The organism is Methylobacterium sp. GXF4, from assembly GCF_000272495.1.
GTDB classification, from domain to species: domain Bacteria; phylum Pseudomonadota; class Alphaproteobacteria; order Rhizobiales; family Beijerinckiaceae; genus Methylobacterium; species Methylobacterium brachiatum.
On the sequence record NZ_AKFK01000051.1, the window covers coordinates 21306 to 37714 of the forward strand.

The following is a 16409-nucleotide window of genomic DNA, read 5'->3' on the forward strand; positions in this document are numbered from 1 at the left end:
CCGCTTACCCGCGCGCCGGGCCTCTCTCATCCAGACCACACGAAAGGGACCGCCATGGCCAACATCACCGCCGCGATGGTGAAGGAGCTCCGGGAGAAGACCGGCGCGGGCATGATGGACTGCAAGGGCGCGCTCAACGAGACGCAGGGCGACATCGAGGCGGCCATCGACTGGCTGCGCAAGAAGGGCCTCGCCAAGGCCGCCAAGAAGGCCGGCCGCGTCGCCGCCGAGGGCCTGGTCGCCGTCGAATCCGCCGGCCATCACGCCGCGATCGTCGAGGTGAATTCCGAGACCGACTTCGTCGCCCGCAACGACGCCTTCCAGGCCTTCGCCCGCGAGGCCGCCAAGATCGCCCTCAACACCGACGGCACCCTGGAGGGCCTCCAGGCCGCCAAGTTCCCGGGCGCCACCGAGACCGTCTCGGAGAAGCTGCAGAGCCTGATCGCCACCATCGGCGAGAACATGAACCTGCGCCGGGTCGCCAAGCTCGAGGTCAAGAAGGGCGTCATCGCCTCCTACGTCCACAGCCAGGTCTCGGACGGGCTGGGCAAGATCGGCGTGCTCGTGGCGCTCGAGTCCGAGGGCGACGTCGACGCCCTGTCGAATCTCGGCCGCCAGATCGCCATGCACGTCGCCGCCACCAACCCGGTGGCGCTGGACGCGTCCGGCGTCGACGCCGCGACCCTGGAGCGCGAGTCGAACATCCTGCGCGAGAAGAACGTCGGCAAGCCGGACCACGTGCTCGCCAAGATCGTCGAGAGCGGCCTGAAGAGCTACTACAAGGAGGTCACCCTCCTGGAGCAGCCCTTCGTGCATGACGGCTCGAAGACGGTCAGCCAGGTGCTCAAGGAAGCCGCCGGCAAGGTCGGCGGCCCCGTCACCCTGACGGCGTTCGTCCGCTACGCGCTGGGCGAGGGCATCGAGAAGGAAGAGGGCCCGGACTTCGCCACCGAAGTCGCCCAGCAGGCCGGCCGCGCCTGATTCGTTCAGACCTTTCGGTCTGACGATTTCGAAAACCTCGTTCGGCGTGAGCCGGGCGGGGTTTTCTTGTGTTTCGCGACGATGGTTTTGGCGAGAGGGCAGAAGGCTGGGTCGGAACAGCCGGTTGGATCGAGCTCGGTCAGACAGTATTCCGCTTCATCGAGACGGTCTGTATCGATCACACCGCCCAGGATGCAGCGCGGCTCCCCTCTTCCGCACGTGAGAGGGGGGGCGTCATGGCCTGCATAAGCTGAAGCGTGAACATCGTAGCCGATGCGGGCGGGGGCCTCTCGTCGCAAAATCAGCAGCACCGCTGGACCAGCCGTTTGCGCCGCGACTTTATCTGTTCAGAAGACACAAGTCATTGCCGGACAATATCATTCCGGCCTGGGCCACTCTCAGCCCCGTATCGCGGAAACCTGATCCCGCCCGCCCCGTGTTGCAGCGCACACCGGCCGCGGCACGGCCGCGCTAGATCACAGGCATGGCTTTGAAAACCTTCTCCTACCTGATGATCGGCGTGTTCGCGTCCGGTCTCGTCATGACGCTTCTCGGCTCCGTCGGCGTCTTCACCGGGAGCTGACAAGATCGGCGCCGGCGCGACTATGTCGGTCATGCCGGCGCCGCATCGACCCAGGCGCGCCCGTCCCACAGCCGCACGGTGACGGTCGCTAGACCGCCCGCGATGGTGATCCGGTTGTAGGCGTTCGGCTCGTTGCCCCGCAGCCGCGTCGAGGTCGCCGAGCCGGCCTGGACGGCGAGCAACCGCCCCGGGCGCGAGCGGACCGCGCTCTGATCCACCAGGGCATCCTCGGGGGTCTCGGGGTCCGCGTAGCGCGCGTAGTGCCGGTGCAGATGGCCCGCCAGGGTCAGGCCGACCCCGCAGCGGCGGAACGCGGCCAGGGCCCGATCGGCCCGCCCGACCATCCGGGCTTCCGCGTCCCAGGGGGGCGGCAGGAACGGGTGGTGACCCACGACGATCTTGAACAGGTGATCCGGCATCGCCGAGAGCCGCGCCTCGGCCCGGACGATCTGGCTGCGGCGGATCACGCCGTGCGACCAGTCCGGCTCGGGCGCCCAGCGCCGCACCGTGTTCAGGCACACGATCCCGATCTCCGCATCCTCGAAGCACGGCTCAGTCTCGGCAGCGATGGCGCGCCGGTAGCGCGTGAACGGCCACAGGAAGCGCTGGATCAGGCGGAACGGCGAGATGTCGTGGTTGCCCGGCACCCCGATCCAGGGCGGCGCCAGCCGGTCGAGGAAGGCGCGGGCCTCGGCGAATTCCGACGGGCGCGCCGCCATGGTGAAATCCCCCGAGGCGACGATCAGGTCCGGGGCGTCGGCGTTCAGCTCGTGAACCAGCGCTTCCACGACCGCCGGGTCGGTGCGGCCGAAATGCAGGTCGGAGATATGGCTGATCCGTCTCACGGATGGCCGCCCGTCGTCGGCACGATCACGGTCAGCGCCTGCCGGTGGATCCGGTAGCGCAGGGGCGCGGGGATCAGGGTCACCTCGCCGTCGTTCATGACCCGGAGCGCCCGGGCCTCCGACGCGATGGTCAAGTTCGTGGCCGGCACCCGCTCCACGTCCGGCAGCCGCCGCCAATCGCCCAGGGCGAAGCCGAGGGCGAGGCGCAGGGTCCGGGCCAGTGAGAGATGCGCCAGGACATAGAGCGTGAGCCGCCCGGCATCGACGGGCGCCCGCACCAGCATGTGGCCCGGGCGCTCGACGTAATCGCCGATCACGACGGCCAGCAGCCGGAACCGCCAGGTCCGGACCGCGCCGTCGATCGTGCCGGTCACGGTGAGGCGCGGATACCGGCCGAGATGGCGCAGGACCCCCACGACCCAGCGCAGCAGGCTGCGCAGGCCGAGATGGCGGCGATGCGCTTCCCGGTGCCGCGTCACCCGGGCGGGCAGGCCGAGCACCGAGTTGATCAGGAACGTGCGGCCATTGACCTCACCGACATCGATCCGGCGTCGGCCGCCCGCAACCAGCGCGGCCACCGCGCCGTCGATATCGAGCGGTACCCCGAGATCCCGGGCCAGAAGGTTCAGGGTGCCGAGCGGCAGGATCCCCAGCGGCGTGGTCTTGCCGACGAGGGCCGCGGCCGCGCACGCGATGGTGCCGTCGCCGCCGGCCACCACAAGGGCGTCGATATCGGGCTCCGAGGCCGCGGCGGCGATCCGCACCGGCAGGGGCGCCCCCCGGTCGGCCTCGCCGAGCGGTTCGATCCCGGCCGCGACCAGCTTCTCCCGGATCGCCTCCGGCGTCGTGCCCGACGCCACCGCCCCGGAGGCGCCGTTGATGACGAGTGCGATGCGCATGGAATCCCGGGCGTCCATCCCGATGGCGGGCCCCGCTCCTCTGCCAAAGCTGCACGTCGATCGCGTGTCGGTGGCAGATCGTCCCCGTGATCCCCGCCTGGATCGCCGCGCGCCCCTCGACGCCGCTCCCGCGGCTGACGTAGAAGCCTCGCGGGTTCGCGCGATGCGGTGGGGAGCCGGAGATCGAGATGCCGGAAGCGACGCCGTTTCGCCGTATCCTCCTCAAGCTGTCGGGCGAGGCCCTGGCCGCTCCGGACGGCTACTGGCTCCATCCGCCCACGCTGGCGGCCCTGGCCGAGGACATCGCCCGGACCATCGAGGCCGGGGCCGAGATCGCCATCGTGGTCGGGGGCGGCAACATGATCCGCGGTGCCCGCATCTCGGCGGCCGGCTGGATCGACCGGGCGACCGGTGATTCCCTGGGCATGATGGCCACGGTGATGAACTCGCTGGCGATCGAGACCGCGCTCAACGCCGCGGGCGTGCCGGCCCGGACCATGTCGGCGGTGTCGATGCCGACGATCTGCGAGACCTATGCCCGCCAGCCGGCCCTGCACCATCTCGACAAGGGTCAGGTGGTGGTGCTCGCCGGCGGCACCGGCAACCCGTTCTTCACGACCGACACCGCCGCGGTGCTGCGCGCCGCCGAGCTGCGCTGCGACGCCGTGCTCAAGGCCACGCAGGTGGACGGCGTCTACTCGGCCGATCCCAAGAAGGATCCGAGCGCCACCCGCTACGACCGGCTGACCCACGACGAGGCGATCGCCCGCGACCTCAAGGTGATGGACACCGCGGCCTTCGCGCTCGCCCGCGAGAGCCGGCTCTCGATCGTCGTCGGCTCCCTGCATCCGCCGAGCTCGATCGCCGGGATCCTGTCGGGCGAGGCGCCCTCGACCCTCGTGGCGCCCTGATCCGGCACCCGCGCGCCTCGCGATTCGCATCGCGGCCTTCGGAATGCCGGTGACCCGCTTTCCGGAGGATGCGCCGGAGGTTTGCGGCACCGGGAAAATTCCGCCATTGAGGCCGCGACTGCCCGTACCGGGCGAGAAGACAACGTCAGACGTGTCGGGACGACCACCATGGCCACACCGGAATTCGACCTCAACGACATCAAGCGCCGCATGCAGGGCGCGGTCGCGTCGCTCTCCAAGGATCTCGGATCCCTGCGGACCGGGCGCGCCACGCCCTCGCTGCTCGACCCGATCCAGGTCGACGCCTACGGCTCGTCGATGCCGATGGCGCAGGTCGCCACCGTGAGCGTGCCCGAGCCCCGGCTCCTGTCGATCTCGGTCTGGGACCGCAGCATGGTCACCGCCGTCGAGAAGGCGATCCGCGAATCCGACCTCGGCCTCAACCCGCAGACCGAGGGCCAGACCATCCGGCTGCGCATCCCCGAGATGAACGAGCAGCGCCGCAAGGAGATGGTCAAGGTCGCCCACAAATACACCGAGGAGGCGCGCGTCGCCGTGCGCCACGTCCGCCGGGACGGGCTCGACCACCTGAAGAAGCTCCTGAAGGACAGCGCCATCTCGGAGGACGACGAGAAACGCCAGGCTGCCGACGTGCAGAAGGCGACCGACCAGTTCATCGCCGAGATCGACGGCGTGCTGGCCGCCAAGGAGAAGGAGATCATGCACGTCTGAGGCGAAGGCCGAGACGCGCGTGACCCCCACCGCCCCACCGGCCGCACGCCCCTCCGGGCGGCGCGAACTCTGGCTGCGCGTCGCCTCGGGCGTGGTGCTCGCCCCGGCGATCCTCGCGGCCCTGGTCTATGGCGGCTGGCCCTTCGCGGGGATCTGGCTCGCCGCCGGCATCATCGGCTTCGCCGAATGGATGGTGATGAGCCGGACCGAGCCGCGCGAGGTGCTGATCGCGCTGGGCGCGGCGACGCTCGGCGCCCTGCTGCTCTGCCAGCGCGGCGGCGCCCCGGCGCTCGCCTGCCTCGCCGTCCTGCTCCTCGGGGCCGCGGCCTGCGCCACGGTGGCGCGCACCGGCTTCGGCCGGGTACGGGCGCTCGCCGGCGTGCTCGGAGCGGCTTCCATCGCGTCGGTGCCGGTGGCCCTGCGCGACGATCCCGGGATCGGCCTCGTCGGCCCGGCCTGGATGTTCGCCGTGGTCTGGTCCACTGACATCGCCGCCTATTTCGCCGGCCGCAAGATCGGCGGGCCGAAGCTGATGCCCCGGGTCTCGCCCAACAAGACCTGGGCGGGGGCGATCGGCGGCCTTGTCGGTGCGGTGGCAGCCGGGTCGCTCGTGGCGGTGGCCGCCGACCTCGCCGGGCTGGACCTGCCGAGCGCCGCCTCGCTGCCGGTGGTGGCCGGGGTAAGCGCCCTGGCCTCCGTGCTGAGCCAGGCCGGCGACTTGCTCGAATCCGGCCTCAAGCGCCGCTACGGGGTGAAGGATTCGGGCAAGATCATCCCGGGCCATGGCGGCGTCATGGACCGGCTCGACGGATTTTTTGCGGTGGCCGTGTTGGCCGGGCTCTATCTCGCCCTGCGTGGAAGCGGTCTGATCCCGTGACGATGAGGGAGTTTCACCCGTGACCCAGACCGTCGCCGTCTTCGGCGCCACCGGCTCGATCGGGCGCTCCACCGCCGACCTGCTGGCCCAGCATCCGGACCGGTTCCGCACCGGCGCCGTGGTCGGCGGTCGCGACGCGGTCGCGCTCGCCAAGGTCGCGCGTGAGCTCGGCGCTTCGTTCGCGGCGCTCGCCGACGCGAGTGCCGGCCCGGCCCTCGCCGAGGCGCTCTCGGGCAGCGGCATCCCCAACGGGGCGGGGGAGGGCGCCGTCATGGAGGCCGCCGCCCGCGACGCCGATATCGTCGTCGCCGCGGTGAGCGGCGCGGCCGGGCTGAAATCCACCCATGCCGCGCTCCGGCTCGGCCGCAAGGTCGCGCTCGCCAACAAGGAGAGCCTGGTCTGCGCCGGCGACGCCTTCATGCGCGACGCGGCGCGCTACGGCGCCACGATCCTGCCGATGGATTCCGAGCACGACGCGCTCAGCCAGGCGCTCGCCGGCCGGCCGCTGGCGGATGTTCGCACCATGATGATCACCGCCTCGGGCGGCCCGTTCCGGACCTGGACCCGGGAGCGGATCGCCGCCGCCTCCGCGACCGAGGCCGCGGCCCATCCGACCTGGTCGATGGGCATGAAGATCAACATCGATTCGGCCAGCCTGATGAACAAGGGCCTGGAGCTGATCGAGGCGCACCACCTGTTCGGCATCGAGCCCGAGCGCCTGGACGTCGTCGTCCACCCGCAATCGGTGATCCACGGCCTGGTCTACTGGCTCGACGGCGCCGTCACCGCCGAGCTGGCGCTCCCCGACATGCGCGTGCCGATCTCGCACTGCCTCGGCCTCGGCGACCGTCTGACCATCGCCCGGGGTCGGCCCCTGGACCTGGTAAAGCTCGGCGCGCTGACCTTCGAGGCGGCCGACGAGGAGCGCTTCCCGTGCCTGCGCATCGCCCGGGCGGCGCTCGCCGCCGGGGGGGCGGCGCCCACCGTCATGAATGCCGCGAACGAGATCGCGGTGGCCGCCTTCATCGCCGGCCGGATCGGCTTCTACGGGATCAGCGACCTGGTCGAGCGCGCCTGCGGGCACTTCGCCGGGCAGTACCGGACCGCGCCCGCCGACGTGGACGAGGCGCTGGCCATCGACGCCCATGTCCGCGTCTGGAGCACCGAGGCTCTGCCGGAGCTGCGCGCGGCGGGATAAGGCAGCTTCCTCTCGTGCGTGCCGCCTTCGATGGTAACGCAGCATGACGAGCGCTTCCAGGCTGTGAGCTTGGTGGCATCGTGGGCGGCCCTCCATCGTAGCAGGCGAGAAAGGGCTTCTTCCAAATCCGCTGGGCAACATCCTCTGCGTTCCGGAGCCGCAACACAGGACGCGTTCCATTCGGCTCCGAGAAACCACGCAAGGGCGTTAGGACGGCCGCGTGCCGCAAGCGTGAAAACATTTCAAATGTAGGCTCTGCACACTGCATGTGATAACATAATCTCGATCCTCTACTCTTCGGTATTTTTCCAATAATCAACAAAGATGTCAGCAAGGTACCATATTGCAACAATAAATTATTAAATATGAGGCCGAGATGCGCTTGTGTTTATTATCAATCATCGCAATATTTAGTTTTGGCGACGGCTGTTGAGGCGGCCGGCTTTCAAACATTCTCGGTTCCATCCGACCCAGGTGGTCCAGCTTTGGAAGCGGCCATGTGGTCGCCTTGTGCTACCGCTGCCAAAGATATCAAACTCGGGAGTTCCGTGATTCCAGGTGTCCGTGATTGCTCAATCGCGGGCCAAAATTTGCCGCTTATTGTCGTTTCGCACGGGTTTGGTGGATCTTACCTCGGCCACCGCGACACCGCAGAAACTCTTGCGGATGCGGGCTTTATCGTCGTAGCGATTAATCACCCTGACGATGCTTACACAAACGAGGCAAGGTTTCGCGATTATTGGGCCTTAATCAGCCGTCCCTCGGATGTCAGGCGCCTTATCGATTTCTTGCTAGGCCCGGCATCAGGCCCAGCGAGGATTGACCCGAATCGGATCGGCTTTTTCGGGTTCTCGCGGGGGGGCTATACTGGCCTCGTGCTCGGCGGTGGCCAGCCGAATTTTTGCGCTTGGTTCTCGCCTTGCACTGGTTCCAATGCGGAGAGGTGCACGCATGGAAGCCTGGACGTCTGGTCAATTCACAGCTTGGTTCATGACACTCGGGTCAAGGCTATCGTTATAGCTGATCCTCTCAGCAAAATGTTCCCGACGAGCGATAGCCTAAGATTGATCTCGGTTCCCGTTCAGCTCTGGGGGTCCCAGTTTGGGGGCGACGGCGTGTTTCCTGAAGATGTCGCCACGATCGCTCGGAGTTTGCCCGGAAAATCTGAATTTCATATTGTGCCACGAGCAGCACATTTCGCGTTTATAAGGCCCTGTCCAGACGAGTTGAAAAAATCTCGGCCAAATATTTGTGTCGACGATGCGAGTTTCGATCGCGTAGCCTTCCACAGAGATTTTAATCAACGGGTGCTAGCGTTCTTTCGACAGCAACTTGGTGTAGGCGAACGTCCCTAGGCAAGACATGGGAATGGGGCCGACGAATCCGGTTTCGCCCTCTCGATCGAAATGTCTTCCGCCCATTCGCTTGAGCGGAGGAAAGTTAAGTCGAGGCATCCGCCCCGTACCCGGCCAGAAACACCCGCACCGCCTCCGCGACCTGAAACCGCTTCCGGGCTTCGTCCGCCATGCCGCCGGCCGCGAACAGGAGGCGGGTCAGGAGGCCCGCCAGGCACAGATGCAGGAAGTGCTGGGCCGCGAGGGTCGTATCGGTGATGCGCAGCCGGCCGCTCTCCACCTGGACGTCGAGATAGGCCGCCAACCGGGCGACACCGCAGGCCGGCCCGGCCTCGTAATAGACCTGGCCGAAATGCGGGAACTTCTCGCAGACACCGATGACCATGCGATGCACGGAGATGTGCTCCGGCTTGGACATCTCGGCCAGGAAGCTCATCCCCAACCGCGTCAGCACGGCCGGGACGTCCGAATCGGCCGGGTCGAAGGTGAACAGGGTCTCGGCCAGGCTGGACTTCTCCAGGATGATCAGGGCCTCGAACAAGGCTTCCTTGCTGTCGAAATAGACGTAGAGCGTGCCCTTGGAGACGCCCGCGGCCCGGGCGATCTCGCCCATGCTGGCCCCGTCGAACCCGGAGGCGAGGAAGACGCGGCGCGCGCCCTCTAGGATCTGCCGCCGCTTGTCGCTCTCGGTCGAGGCCGAGCCCCGCTCCAGCACCACGCCCTGAACCATCACCCTGCTCCGCGTCGGAGACGCTGCTTCGCTTGACCGAACCGTTCGGTCAATCTACCCTGAAGGCAGATTCGACGTGCGTCAAGGCGCGTCCTGTCGGCTGACCGAACGGTTCGGTCATGAGACCAGAGGCTCGACGATGTCCCTTCGCGAAGATGGCGACCGGCCGGTTGCCGACAATGCGTTCGTGGAGGACGAGCGCGCCGAGGGTCCGGCGCCCCGTCACGCCACCCCGCGCAACGCCGAGGCGCCGCAGGCTTCGGCGCCGACCGCGCCGGACTCGCCCCCCGCCCGCAAGCGTCCGCTCCGGCGGGCGCTGCTGCTCGGCGTGCTGGCGGCGGCCCTCGGCGGCGGCACCTACGAGGGCTGGCAATGGTGGAGCGTCGGGCGGTTCTTCGTCTCGACCGACGACGCCTACGTGCAGGCGGACATCTCGGTCCTGGCCGCCAAGGTCTCGGGCTATCTCGAATCCGTGCCCGTGGTGAACGGCGTCTCGGTGAAGAAGGGCGACGTGATCGCCAAGCTCGACGACGGCGATTATCGCCTCGCGCTCCAGGCCGCGCAGGACAAGCTCGCCACGCAGGAGAGCACGATTGTGCGGATCGGCCGGCAGGTTGAGGCCGCGCAGGCGCAGGTCACCCAGGCCGCCGCGCAGATCGACGCGACCCGCGCCGACGCCGTGCGCGCCCAGGCGGATTTCGCCCGCGCAACCCAGATGCAGGCCGATTACGTCGCCAAGTCGCGGATCGACCAGGCCCGCGCCGACCGGGACCGCACCGAGGCCTCGGTCAAGGGCATGGAGGCCGGCCTCCTGGCGGCCCGGGCCAATGTCGACGTGCTCCAGGCCCAGAAGCGCGAGGCCGAGCGGCTTTCGGCCGAGCTGCGCACCGCCGTCGATCGCGCCCGGCGCGACCTCGACTTCACGGTGATCCGCGCGCCGTTCGACGGTGTGGTCGGCAACAAGGCGGTCGAGGCCGGTGCCTACGTGGCGCCCGGAACCCGGGTCGCCGCCCTGGTCCCGCTCCAGAGCGTGCGCATCGACGCGAACTTCAAGGAGACGCAGGTCCAGCGCATGCGCCCGGGCCAGCCGGTGATCGTGACGGTGGACGCCTATCCGGACCGCGAGATCCATGGGGTGGTCGAGTCGTTCTCGCCGGCCTCCGGCTCGGTGTTCAGCCTGCTGCCCCCGGATAACGCCACCGGCAACTTCACCAAGATCGTCCAGCGCCTGCCGGTGCGCGTGCGCGTGCCCGAGGACGTCGCCCGCGAGGGGCTGCTGCGGCCCGGCCTCTCGGCCGAGGTTCGGGTCGATACCCGCGGTGGCACCGACCGCTCGGTCCTCGACCAGGCCGCGAACCGGCGGTTCGACGCCGCGAGTCGCTGAGCCCCGCCGTGGCTGCCAGCGCCGCCCTCCCGGCCGCAATCCCGGCCGCCGCAGAGCCCCCCATGGACCGCCGCCGCATGGTGGCGTTCTTCTGCATGGTGTTCGGGATGTTCATGGCGATCCTGGACATCCAGATCGTCTCTGCCTCGCTGAACGAGATCCAGGCCGGCCTCTCGGCTTCCGGGGACGAGATCCCCTGGGTCCAGACCAGCTACCTGATCGCCGAGGTGATCTCGATCCCGCTCTCGGGCACCCTGTCGCGGGTGCTCTCGACCCGCTGGATGTTCGCGCTCTCGGCGGGGGGCTTCACGCTGATGAGCGTGATGTGCGCGACTTCCTCGTCGATCTCCGAGATGATCGTCTGGCGGGCCGCGCAAGGCTTCATCGGCGGCGGCATGATCCCGACCGTGTTCGCCGCGGCCTTCACGATCTTCCCGCCGTCGAAGCGCACCATCGTGTCGCCGGTGATCGGCCTCGTCGCGACGCTGGCGCCGACCATTGGCCCGACGATCGGCGGCTACCTCACCGACCTGATGTCCTGGCACTGGCTGTTCCTGATCAACGTCGTGCCGGGCATCGGGGTGACGATCTCGACCTGGCTCCTGGTCGATTTCGACAAGCCGAACCACGCCTTGCTGAAGTCCTTCGACTGGTCCGGCCTCGCCTTCATGGCGGGCTTCCTCGGCTGCCTCGAATACGTCCTCGAGGAGGGACCGAACCACGACTGGATGCAGGACGAGGCGGTCTTCGCCTGCGCGGTCATCTGCGCGGTTTCGGGGCTGCTGTTCTTCTGGCGGGCCTTCACGGCCAAGCAGCCGATCGTCGACCTGCGCGCCTTCTCCGACCGCAACTTCGCCAGCGGCTGCGTGGCGAGCTTCGTGCTCGGCATCGGGCTCTACGGCCTGACCTACATCTACCCGGTCTACCTCGCCCGGGTACGCGGCTACTCGGCGCTGATGATCGGCGAGACGATGTTCGTCTCGGGGCTGTGCATGTTCGCCACCGCCCCGATCGCCGGCCGCCTCTCCGGCAAGGTCGATCCGCGGATCATGATGGCGATCGGCTTCGTCGGCTTCGCCAGCGGCACCTGGATCGTGACCGGGCTGACCAAGGACTGGGATTTCTGGGAGCTGCTCTGGCCGCAGATCCTGCGCGGCTGCTCTCTGATGCTGTGCATGATCCCGATCAACAACATCGCGCTCGGCACCCTGCCGCCGGCCCGGATGAAGAACGCCTCCGGCCTCTACAACCTCACCCGCAACCTCGGCGGCGCGGTCGGCCTGGCCCTGATCAACACCGTGCTCAACGCCCGCTGGGACCTGCACCTCGCCCGGCTGCACGAGCGCTTCACCTGGGCCAACAACGCCGCGCTGGAGCGGCTCGATTCCATGCAGCGCGGCTTCGAGTCCTTCGGCAGCGCCGCGCCGAGCATGGCGCTCAAGGCCATGTCCAACACGGTGCGGATCCAGGGGCTGGTGATGGCCTTCGAGGACGTGTTCATGGCGCTCACCGTGCTGTTCCTGGCGATGGCCTGCGCCGTGCCGCTGATCCGCCGCCCGCGCGCGGCCGCCGGCGGGGGCGGGGGCCACTGACGGCTTCGGGGGCATGGGAGCGAGGATAGCGGGGATCCTTCGCCCCGATGTGCGCGCCCGCGCCCCGCGACCTCCCGCGGCAGTCCCGGCGGATTGCGTTGGCGATAAACAACACCGATCTGCTAAACCGGCTCGATGGCCGGCCTGAGACGCCGGCGCAGAGACGGCCAGGGATCGGCTCATGGACTTCCTCAACGCGATGGGCGGGACCGCCGGCGGCTTCTTCGGCGCCGTGATCCCGTTCCTGTTCGTGCTCACGGTCGTGGTCTTCGTCCACGAGATGGGCCACTTCCTGGTCGGGCGCTGGTGCGGCGTCGGCGTGCATGCCTTCTCCCTCGGCTTCGGCCCGGAACTGTTCGGCTTCAACGACCGCCGCGGCACCCGCTGGAAGCTCTGCGCCATCCCGCTCGGCGGCTACGTCAAGTTCCACGGCGACGTGAACGGCGCGAGCATCCCGGATCCCGAAGCGATCGCCCGGATGAGCCCGCAGGAGCGGGCGACCAGCTTCCCGACCCAGCCGGTGGCCAAGCGCGCCGCGATCGTGGCCGCCGGACCGGTGGCGAACTTCCTGCTCGCGATCCTGCTGTTCGCCGGGGCGATCTGGCTCGCCGGCCGCTACGAGCTGCCCGCCCGGGTCTCCTCGGTGGAGCCCGGCAGCGTCGCCGCCCAGGCCGGCTTCCAGCCGGGCGACGTGATCACCGCCATCGACGGCCAGAAGATCGGCGACTTCAACGCCATGTACCGCACGGTGACCGGCAGCGCCGGCACGCCCCTGACCTTCACGGTGGAGCGCGGCGACCAGCCGATCACCATCCAGGCGACCCCGGCGACCTACGAGGAGAAGACGCCGTTCGGCCGCCACCGGATCGGCCGGCTCGGCATCCGCTCGCCCGCGGGTTCGGAGGCGCGGCTCGTCCGGTACGGGGCGCTGGACTCCCTCGATCTCGGCGTGCGCGAGACCTACTTCGTGGTCGAGCGGACCTTCTCCTACCTGAGCAAGCTCGCCACCGGCCGCGAATCCGCCGACCAGCTCTCGGGCCCGATCGGCATCGCCCGGGTCTCCGGCGAGGTCGCCAAGACCGGCGGCGTCGGCGGTCTCGTCGGCCTGATCGCGCTGCTTTCGGTCTCGATCGGCCTGCTGAACCTGTTCCCGGTGCCGCTCCTCGATGGCGGGCACCTGCTGTTCTACGCTTTCGAGGTGATCCGCGGCCGCCCGCTCAGCGAGCGCGCTCAGGAGATCGGCTTCCGCATCGGCCTCGCCCTCGTGCTGATGCTGATGCTGTTCGCGGCCTGGAACGACATCCTCAACCTCGGCGCCTCCTGGCGGAACACCTGATCCCGGGAGGGGGCGCCGGGTCCGATCTCCACCGGATTCGGCGCCCCAATCCCGCCGCGATCCCGCCCGGAGAGCGCCGCGAACGCGCCCCGGCGGGTGCTTAAAACAGCGTTAAAGCTCAGATTCGCCGACGCGAAAACAGAAGTGGCCGCAAAGATTTACGGGCCATTTACCATGATCGGCGCTTTGCCCCGGCGGGGTCCGCGCCGTTAAGTGGCGCGAAGGCCACGACCCCCCAAAATCCCCTGACGATGGCCTCCCGCGCGTTTGCTTGGCAGGGGAATCCCGCTAAGAGCTACGCTTGGACCTGAAGCCACGCTTGGACCAGGGTGACAGGACGACCGGTCAACGGCCGCCTGTGACGGGCTAACCCCCGCGACCAGAACAGAAACGGGCGATTGCATGATGTCGTTGACGGGGAAGCCCCGACGTAAGTCGGTGCGGAAGACCATCGTCCTAGTCGCTGCCGGTGCGGGCCTCGTCCTGAGCGGTGCCGCGCAGGCGCAGCAGATCGTCGTCCAGGGCAACCAGCGCGTCGATGCCGACACCATCCGGTCCTACGTGACCGGGACCGCGTCCGGCTCCGCCGAGGAGGCCCGGCGCAACCTGCTCGCCAGCGGCATGTTCTCGGACGTGAAGGTCGCCCAGTCCGGCGGCCGCACGGTGGTCACCGTCCGCGAGAACAACCTGATCAACCGGGTCGTGTTCGAGGGCAACAAGAAGGTCGAGAAGGCCACGCTCGAGGGCATCGTCGAGGCGAAGGCCCGCGGCCCCTACAGTGAGGCCATCGTCAACGCCGACCTCGCCCGCATCCGCGACGTCTACAAGCGTTTCGGCCGCGGCACCGCCAAGGTTACCTACCGGACCGTCGACCTGCCCAACGGCCGCGTCGACGTGATCTACCAGGTGGACGAGGGCGACAAGACCGGCATCATCTCGATCAACTTCGTCGGCAACAACGCCTATTCGGAGCGGACGCTGAAGGGGCTCATGAGCTCCTCCGAGATGAACTTCCTGTCGTTCATCAAGACCTCCGACGTCTACGATCCCGACCGCATCACCGCCGACCTCGACCAGGTGCGCCGCTACTACCTGAAGAACGGCTATGCCGACTTCCAGGTGGTCAGCGCCGACGCCCGCTACGTCGAGGGCGACAGCTCCGGCTACGTCATCACCATCACGGTGAACGAGGGCGAGCAGTACAAGGTCGGCGCGGTGGCGGTGGATTCCCGCCTGCCCGGCATCGACACCGCCAAGCTCGACGGCCAGATCACCGCCGCGGTGGGCGACGTCTACAACGCCGACGACGTGGAGCGGACGCTCAACAACGTCACCCGCGAGGTCAACCGCGCCGGCTACCCGTTCGCCCAGGTCCGCCCGACCGGCCAGCGTGATCCCGCCTCCCACCAGGTCTCCCTGGGCTTCGTGGTCGAGGACGGCCCGCACGTCTACGTCGAGCGCATCAACATCCGCGGCAACACCCGGACCCGCGACTACGTCATTCGCCGCGAGCTCGATATCGCGGAAGGCGACGCCTACAACCGCGTGCTTACCGACCGGGCCGAGCGGCGCCTGAACGGCCTCGGCTTCTTCAAGAAGGTCCGGTTCTCTAACGAGCCCGGCTCCGCGGCCGACCGCGTGGTCATCAACATCGATGTTGAGGATCAGCCCACGGGTTCGTTCTCGGTGGCGGGCGGCTACTCCACCCAGGACGGCATCATCGGCGAGGTCTCGGTCTCCGAGTCCAACTTCCTCGGTCGCGGCCAGTATGTCCGCCTCGCCGGCACCGGCGGCCAGTACTCGCGCGGCGTCGACTTCTCGTTCACCGAGCCGTACTTCCTCGGCTACCGGCTCGCCGCCGGTTTCGACGCCTTCTACAAGTACTCCGACCTGACCCGGTACTCGCGCTACGAGACCACGGTGTATGGCGGCCAGCTGCGCCTGGGCCTGCCGATCACCGAGGAGTTCGGCATCACCCTGCGCTACTCGCTGTACAACACCGAGCTGAAGGTCCCGAACACCCTCAAGCGGCCGTACAACGACTGCTCGACGCCGATCCCGGGCTACACCGCGACCTACGCCGGCGGCACGATCGACCCGAACAGCGGCCGGAACATCGGCGGCCAGTCGATCTACCCGAACTGCGCGTATGACGGCGAAGCCTCGATCGCCATCAAGGGCTCGCAGGGCAACACGCTGACCTCGCTGGCCGGCCTGACGCTCGCCTACTCGACCCTCGACGTGGTCGGCGCGCCGCGCAACGGTCTCTACGCCGAGTTGAAGCCCGACGTCGCGGGTCTCGGCGGCGACTCGAAGTTCTTCCGCGTCACCGCGGATGCGCGCTACTACAAGGAGCTGTTCGAGGACGTGATCGGCTTCGTCCGCTTCCAGGGCGGCCACATCAACGCCATCGACGGCAAGCCGCTGCGCGTCACCGACGAGTTCTTCCTCGGCCCGTCGCTGGTCCGCGGCTTCGCGCCCAACGGCATCGGCCCGCGCGACGTCGGCATCGCCGACGCCCGCTCCAACGCCATCGGTGGCTCCACCTATATCGGCGGTACCCTCGAGGTGCAGTTCCCGCTGCCGCTCATTCCGCGGGATCTGGGCCTGAAGGGTGCGGTCTTCGCCGATGCCGGTACGCTGTTCGGCTATAACGGTCGGCGCAACTTCAACGTGAACGGCGACGGCTTCATCAACGGCATCTCGCCCCAGACCGGGAAGTGCAACTTCTCCGCGTTCAACATCGGCGTCGAGCCGGAATGCGTGAACGTCCGCGACACCGCCGCGATCCGCTCCTCGATCGGCGCCTCCATCCTGTGGAACTCGCCGCTCGGCCCGATCCGCTTCGACTACGCCTACGCCCTGACGAAGGACGAGGGTCAGTCGGTCTACGTGCCGCTGCTCGGCAAGGTCGGCCATATCGGCAAGGATCAGACCCAGGCGTTCCGCTTCTCGGGCGGCTCGCGGTTCTGATAAAATCCACGCG

General features: G+C 68.3%; 13 protein-coding genes. 10 read left to right on the forward strand and 3 right to left on the reverse strand.

Annotation, left to right across the window (positions count from 1 at the left end; all coding sequences use genetic code 11):
- The first annotated feature begins 54 nt into the window (after positions 1–54).
- The gene (gene tsf, locus WYO_RS08085) at positions 55–981 is read left to right on the forward strand and encodes a translation elongation factor Ts (protein ID WP_007561066.1); all 927 of its coding nucleotides are present in this window, start codon (positions 55–57) and stop codon (positions 979–981) included.
- Between the two features lie 612 nt (positions 982–1593).
- Here the strand turns inward: tsf and WYO_RS08090 are convergent.
- Positions 1594–2409: a metallophosphoesterase gene (locus WYO_RS08090; protein WP_007561068.1), complete on the reverse strand. Its 816-nt coding sequence runs from the start codon at positions 2407–2409 to the stop codon at positions 1594–1596.
- The gene (locus WYO_RS08095) at positions 2406–3308 is read right to left on the reverse strand and encodes a diacylglycerol kinase family protein (protein ID WP_039902570.1); all 903 of its coding nucleotides are present in this window, start codon (positions 3306–3308) and stop codon (positions 2406–2408) included. Before WYO_RS08095 ends, WYO_RS08090 begins: the two co-directional genes overlap by 4 nt.
- A 188-nt stretch (positions 3309–3496) precedes the next feature.
- On the opposite strand from WYO_RS08095, the gene pyrH reads away from it, so the two are divergent.
- The 5 genes from pyrH (at position 3497) to WYO_RS29775 (ending at position 8381) form a co-directional block, all read left to right on the forward strand.
- The gene (gene pyrH, locus WYO_RS08100; RefSeq protein WP_007561072.1) at positions 3497–4219 is read left to right on the forward strand and encodes a UMP kinase; all 723 of its coding nucleotides are present in this window, start codon (positions 3497–3499) and stop codon (positions 4217–4219) included.
- A 168-nt stretch (positions 4220–4387) separates the two neighbouring features.
- Positions 4388–4951, forward strand: coding sequence for a ribosome recycling factor (gene frr / locus WYO_RS08105; protein ID WP_007561074.1), 564 nt, complete (start codon positions 4388–4390; stop codon positions 4949–4951).
- Between the two features lie 19 nt (positions 4952–4970).
- Positions 4971–5828 (forward strand): phosphatidate cytidylyltransferase, encoded by an 858-nt coding sequence (locus WYO_RS08110; protein ID WP_007561076.1) that lies wholly within the window; start codon positions 4971–4973, stop codon positions 5826–5828.
- A gap of 19 nt (positions 5829–5847) precedes the next feature.
- Positions 5848–7026 carry a 1-deoxy-D-xylulose-5-phosphate reductoisomerase gene (gene dxr / locus WYO_RS08115; RefSeq protein WP_007561079.1) on the forward strand — a complete coding sequence of 393 codons (1179 nt, stop codon included), beginning with the start codon at positions 5848–5850 and terminating at the stop codon, positions 7024–7026.
- A gap of 497 nt (positions 7027–7523) precedes the next feature.
- Positions 7524–8381 carry a dienelactone hydrolase gene (locus WYO_RS29775; protein ID WP_007561081.1) on the forward strand — a complete coding sequence of 286 codons (858 nt, stop codon included), beginning with the start codon at positions 7524–7526 and terminating at the stop codon, positions 8379–8381.
- Positions 8382–8466: 85 nt separating this feature from the next.
- Here WYO_RS29775 and WYO_RS08120 read toward each other — a convergent pair whose 3' ends face one another.
- Positions 8467–9111: a TetR/AcrR family transcriptional regulator gene (locus WYO_RS08120; protein ID WP_007561083.1), complete on the reverse strand. Its 645-nt coding sequence runs from the start codon at positions 9109–9111 to the stop codon at positions 8467–8469.
- Positions 9112–9250: 139 nt separating this feature from the next.
- Between WYO_RS08120 and WYO_RS08125 the strand changes: the two genes are divergently transcribed.
- From WYO_RS08125 to bamA, 4 genes are all read left to right on the forward strand, one after another.
- On the forward strand, positions 9251–10495 hold the full coding sequence (locus WYO_RS08125) for an HlyD family secretion protein (RefSeq protein ID WP_007561084.1): 1245 nt from the start codon (positions 9251–9253) through the stop codon (positions 10493–10495).
- Positions 10496–10503: 8 nt separating this feature from the next.
- Positions 10504–12087 carry a DHA2 family efflux MFS transporter permease subunit gene (locus WYO_RS08130; RefSeq protein ID WP_039902526.1) on the forward strand — a complete coding sequence of 528 codons (1584 nt, stop codon included), beginning with the start codon at positions 10504–10506 and terminating at the stop codon, positions 12085–12087.
- Positions 12088–12268: 181 nt separating this feature from the next.
- On the forward strand, positions 12269–13423 hold the full coding sequence (locus tag WYO_RS08135; RefSeq protein WP_007561088.1) for an RIP metalloprotease: 1155 nt from the start codon (positions 12269–12271) through the stop codon (positions 13421–13423).
- A 402-nt stretch (positions 13424–13825) separates the two neighbouring features.
- Positions 13826–16396 (forward strand): outer membrane protein assembly factor BamA, encoded by a 2571-nt coding sequence (bamA, locus tag WYO_RS08140; RefSeq protein WP_007561090.1) that lies wholly within the window; start codon positions 13826–13828, stop codon positions 16394–16396.
- Positions 16397–16409 lie beyond the last annotated feature (13 nt).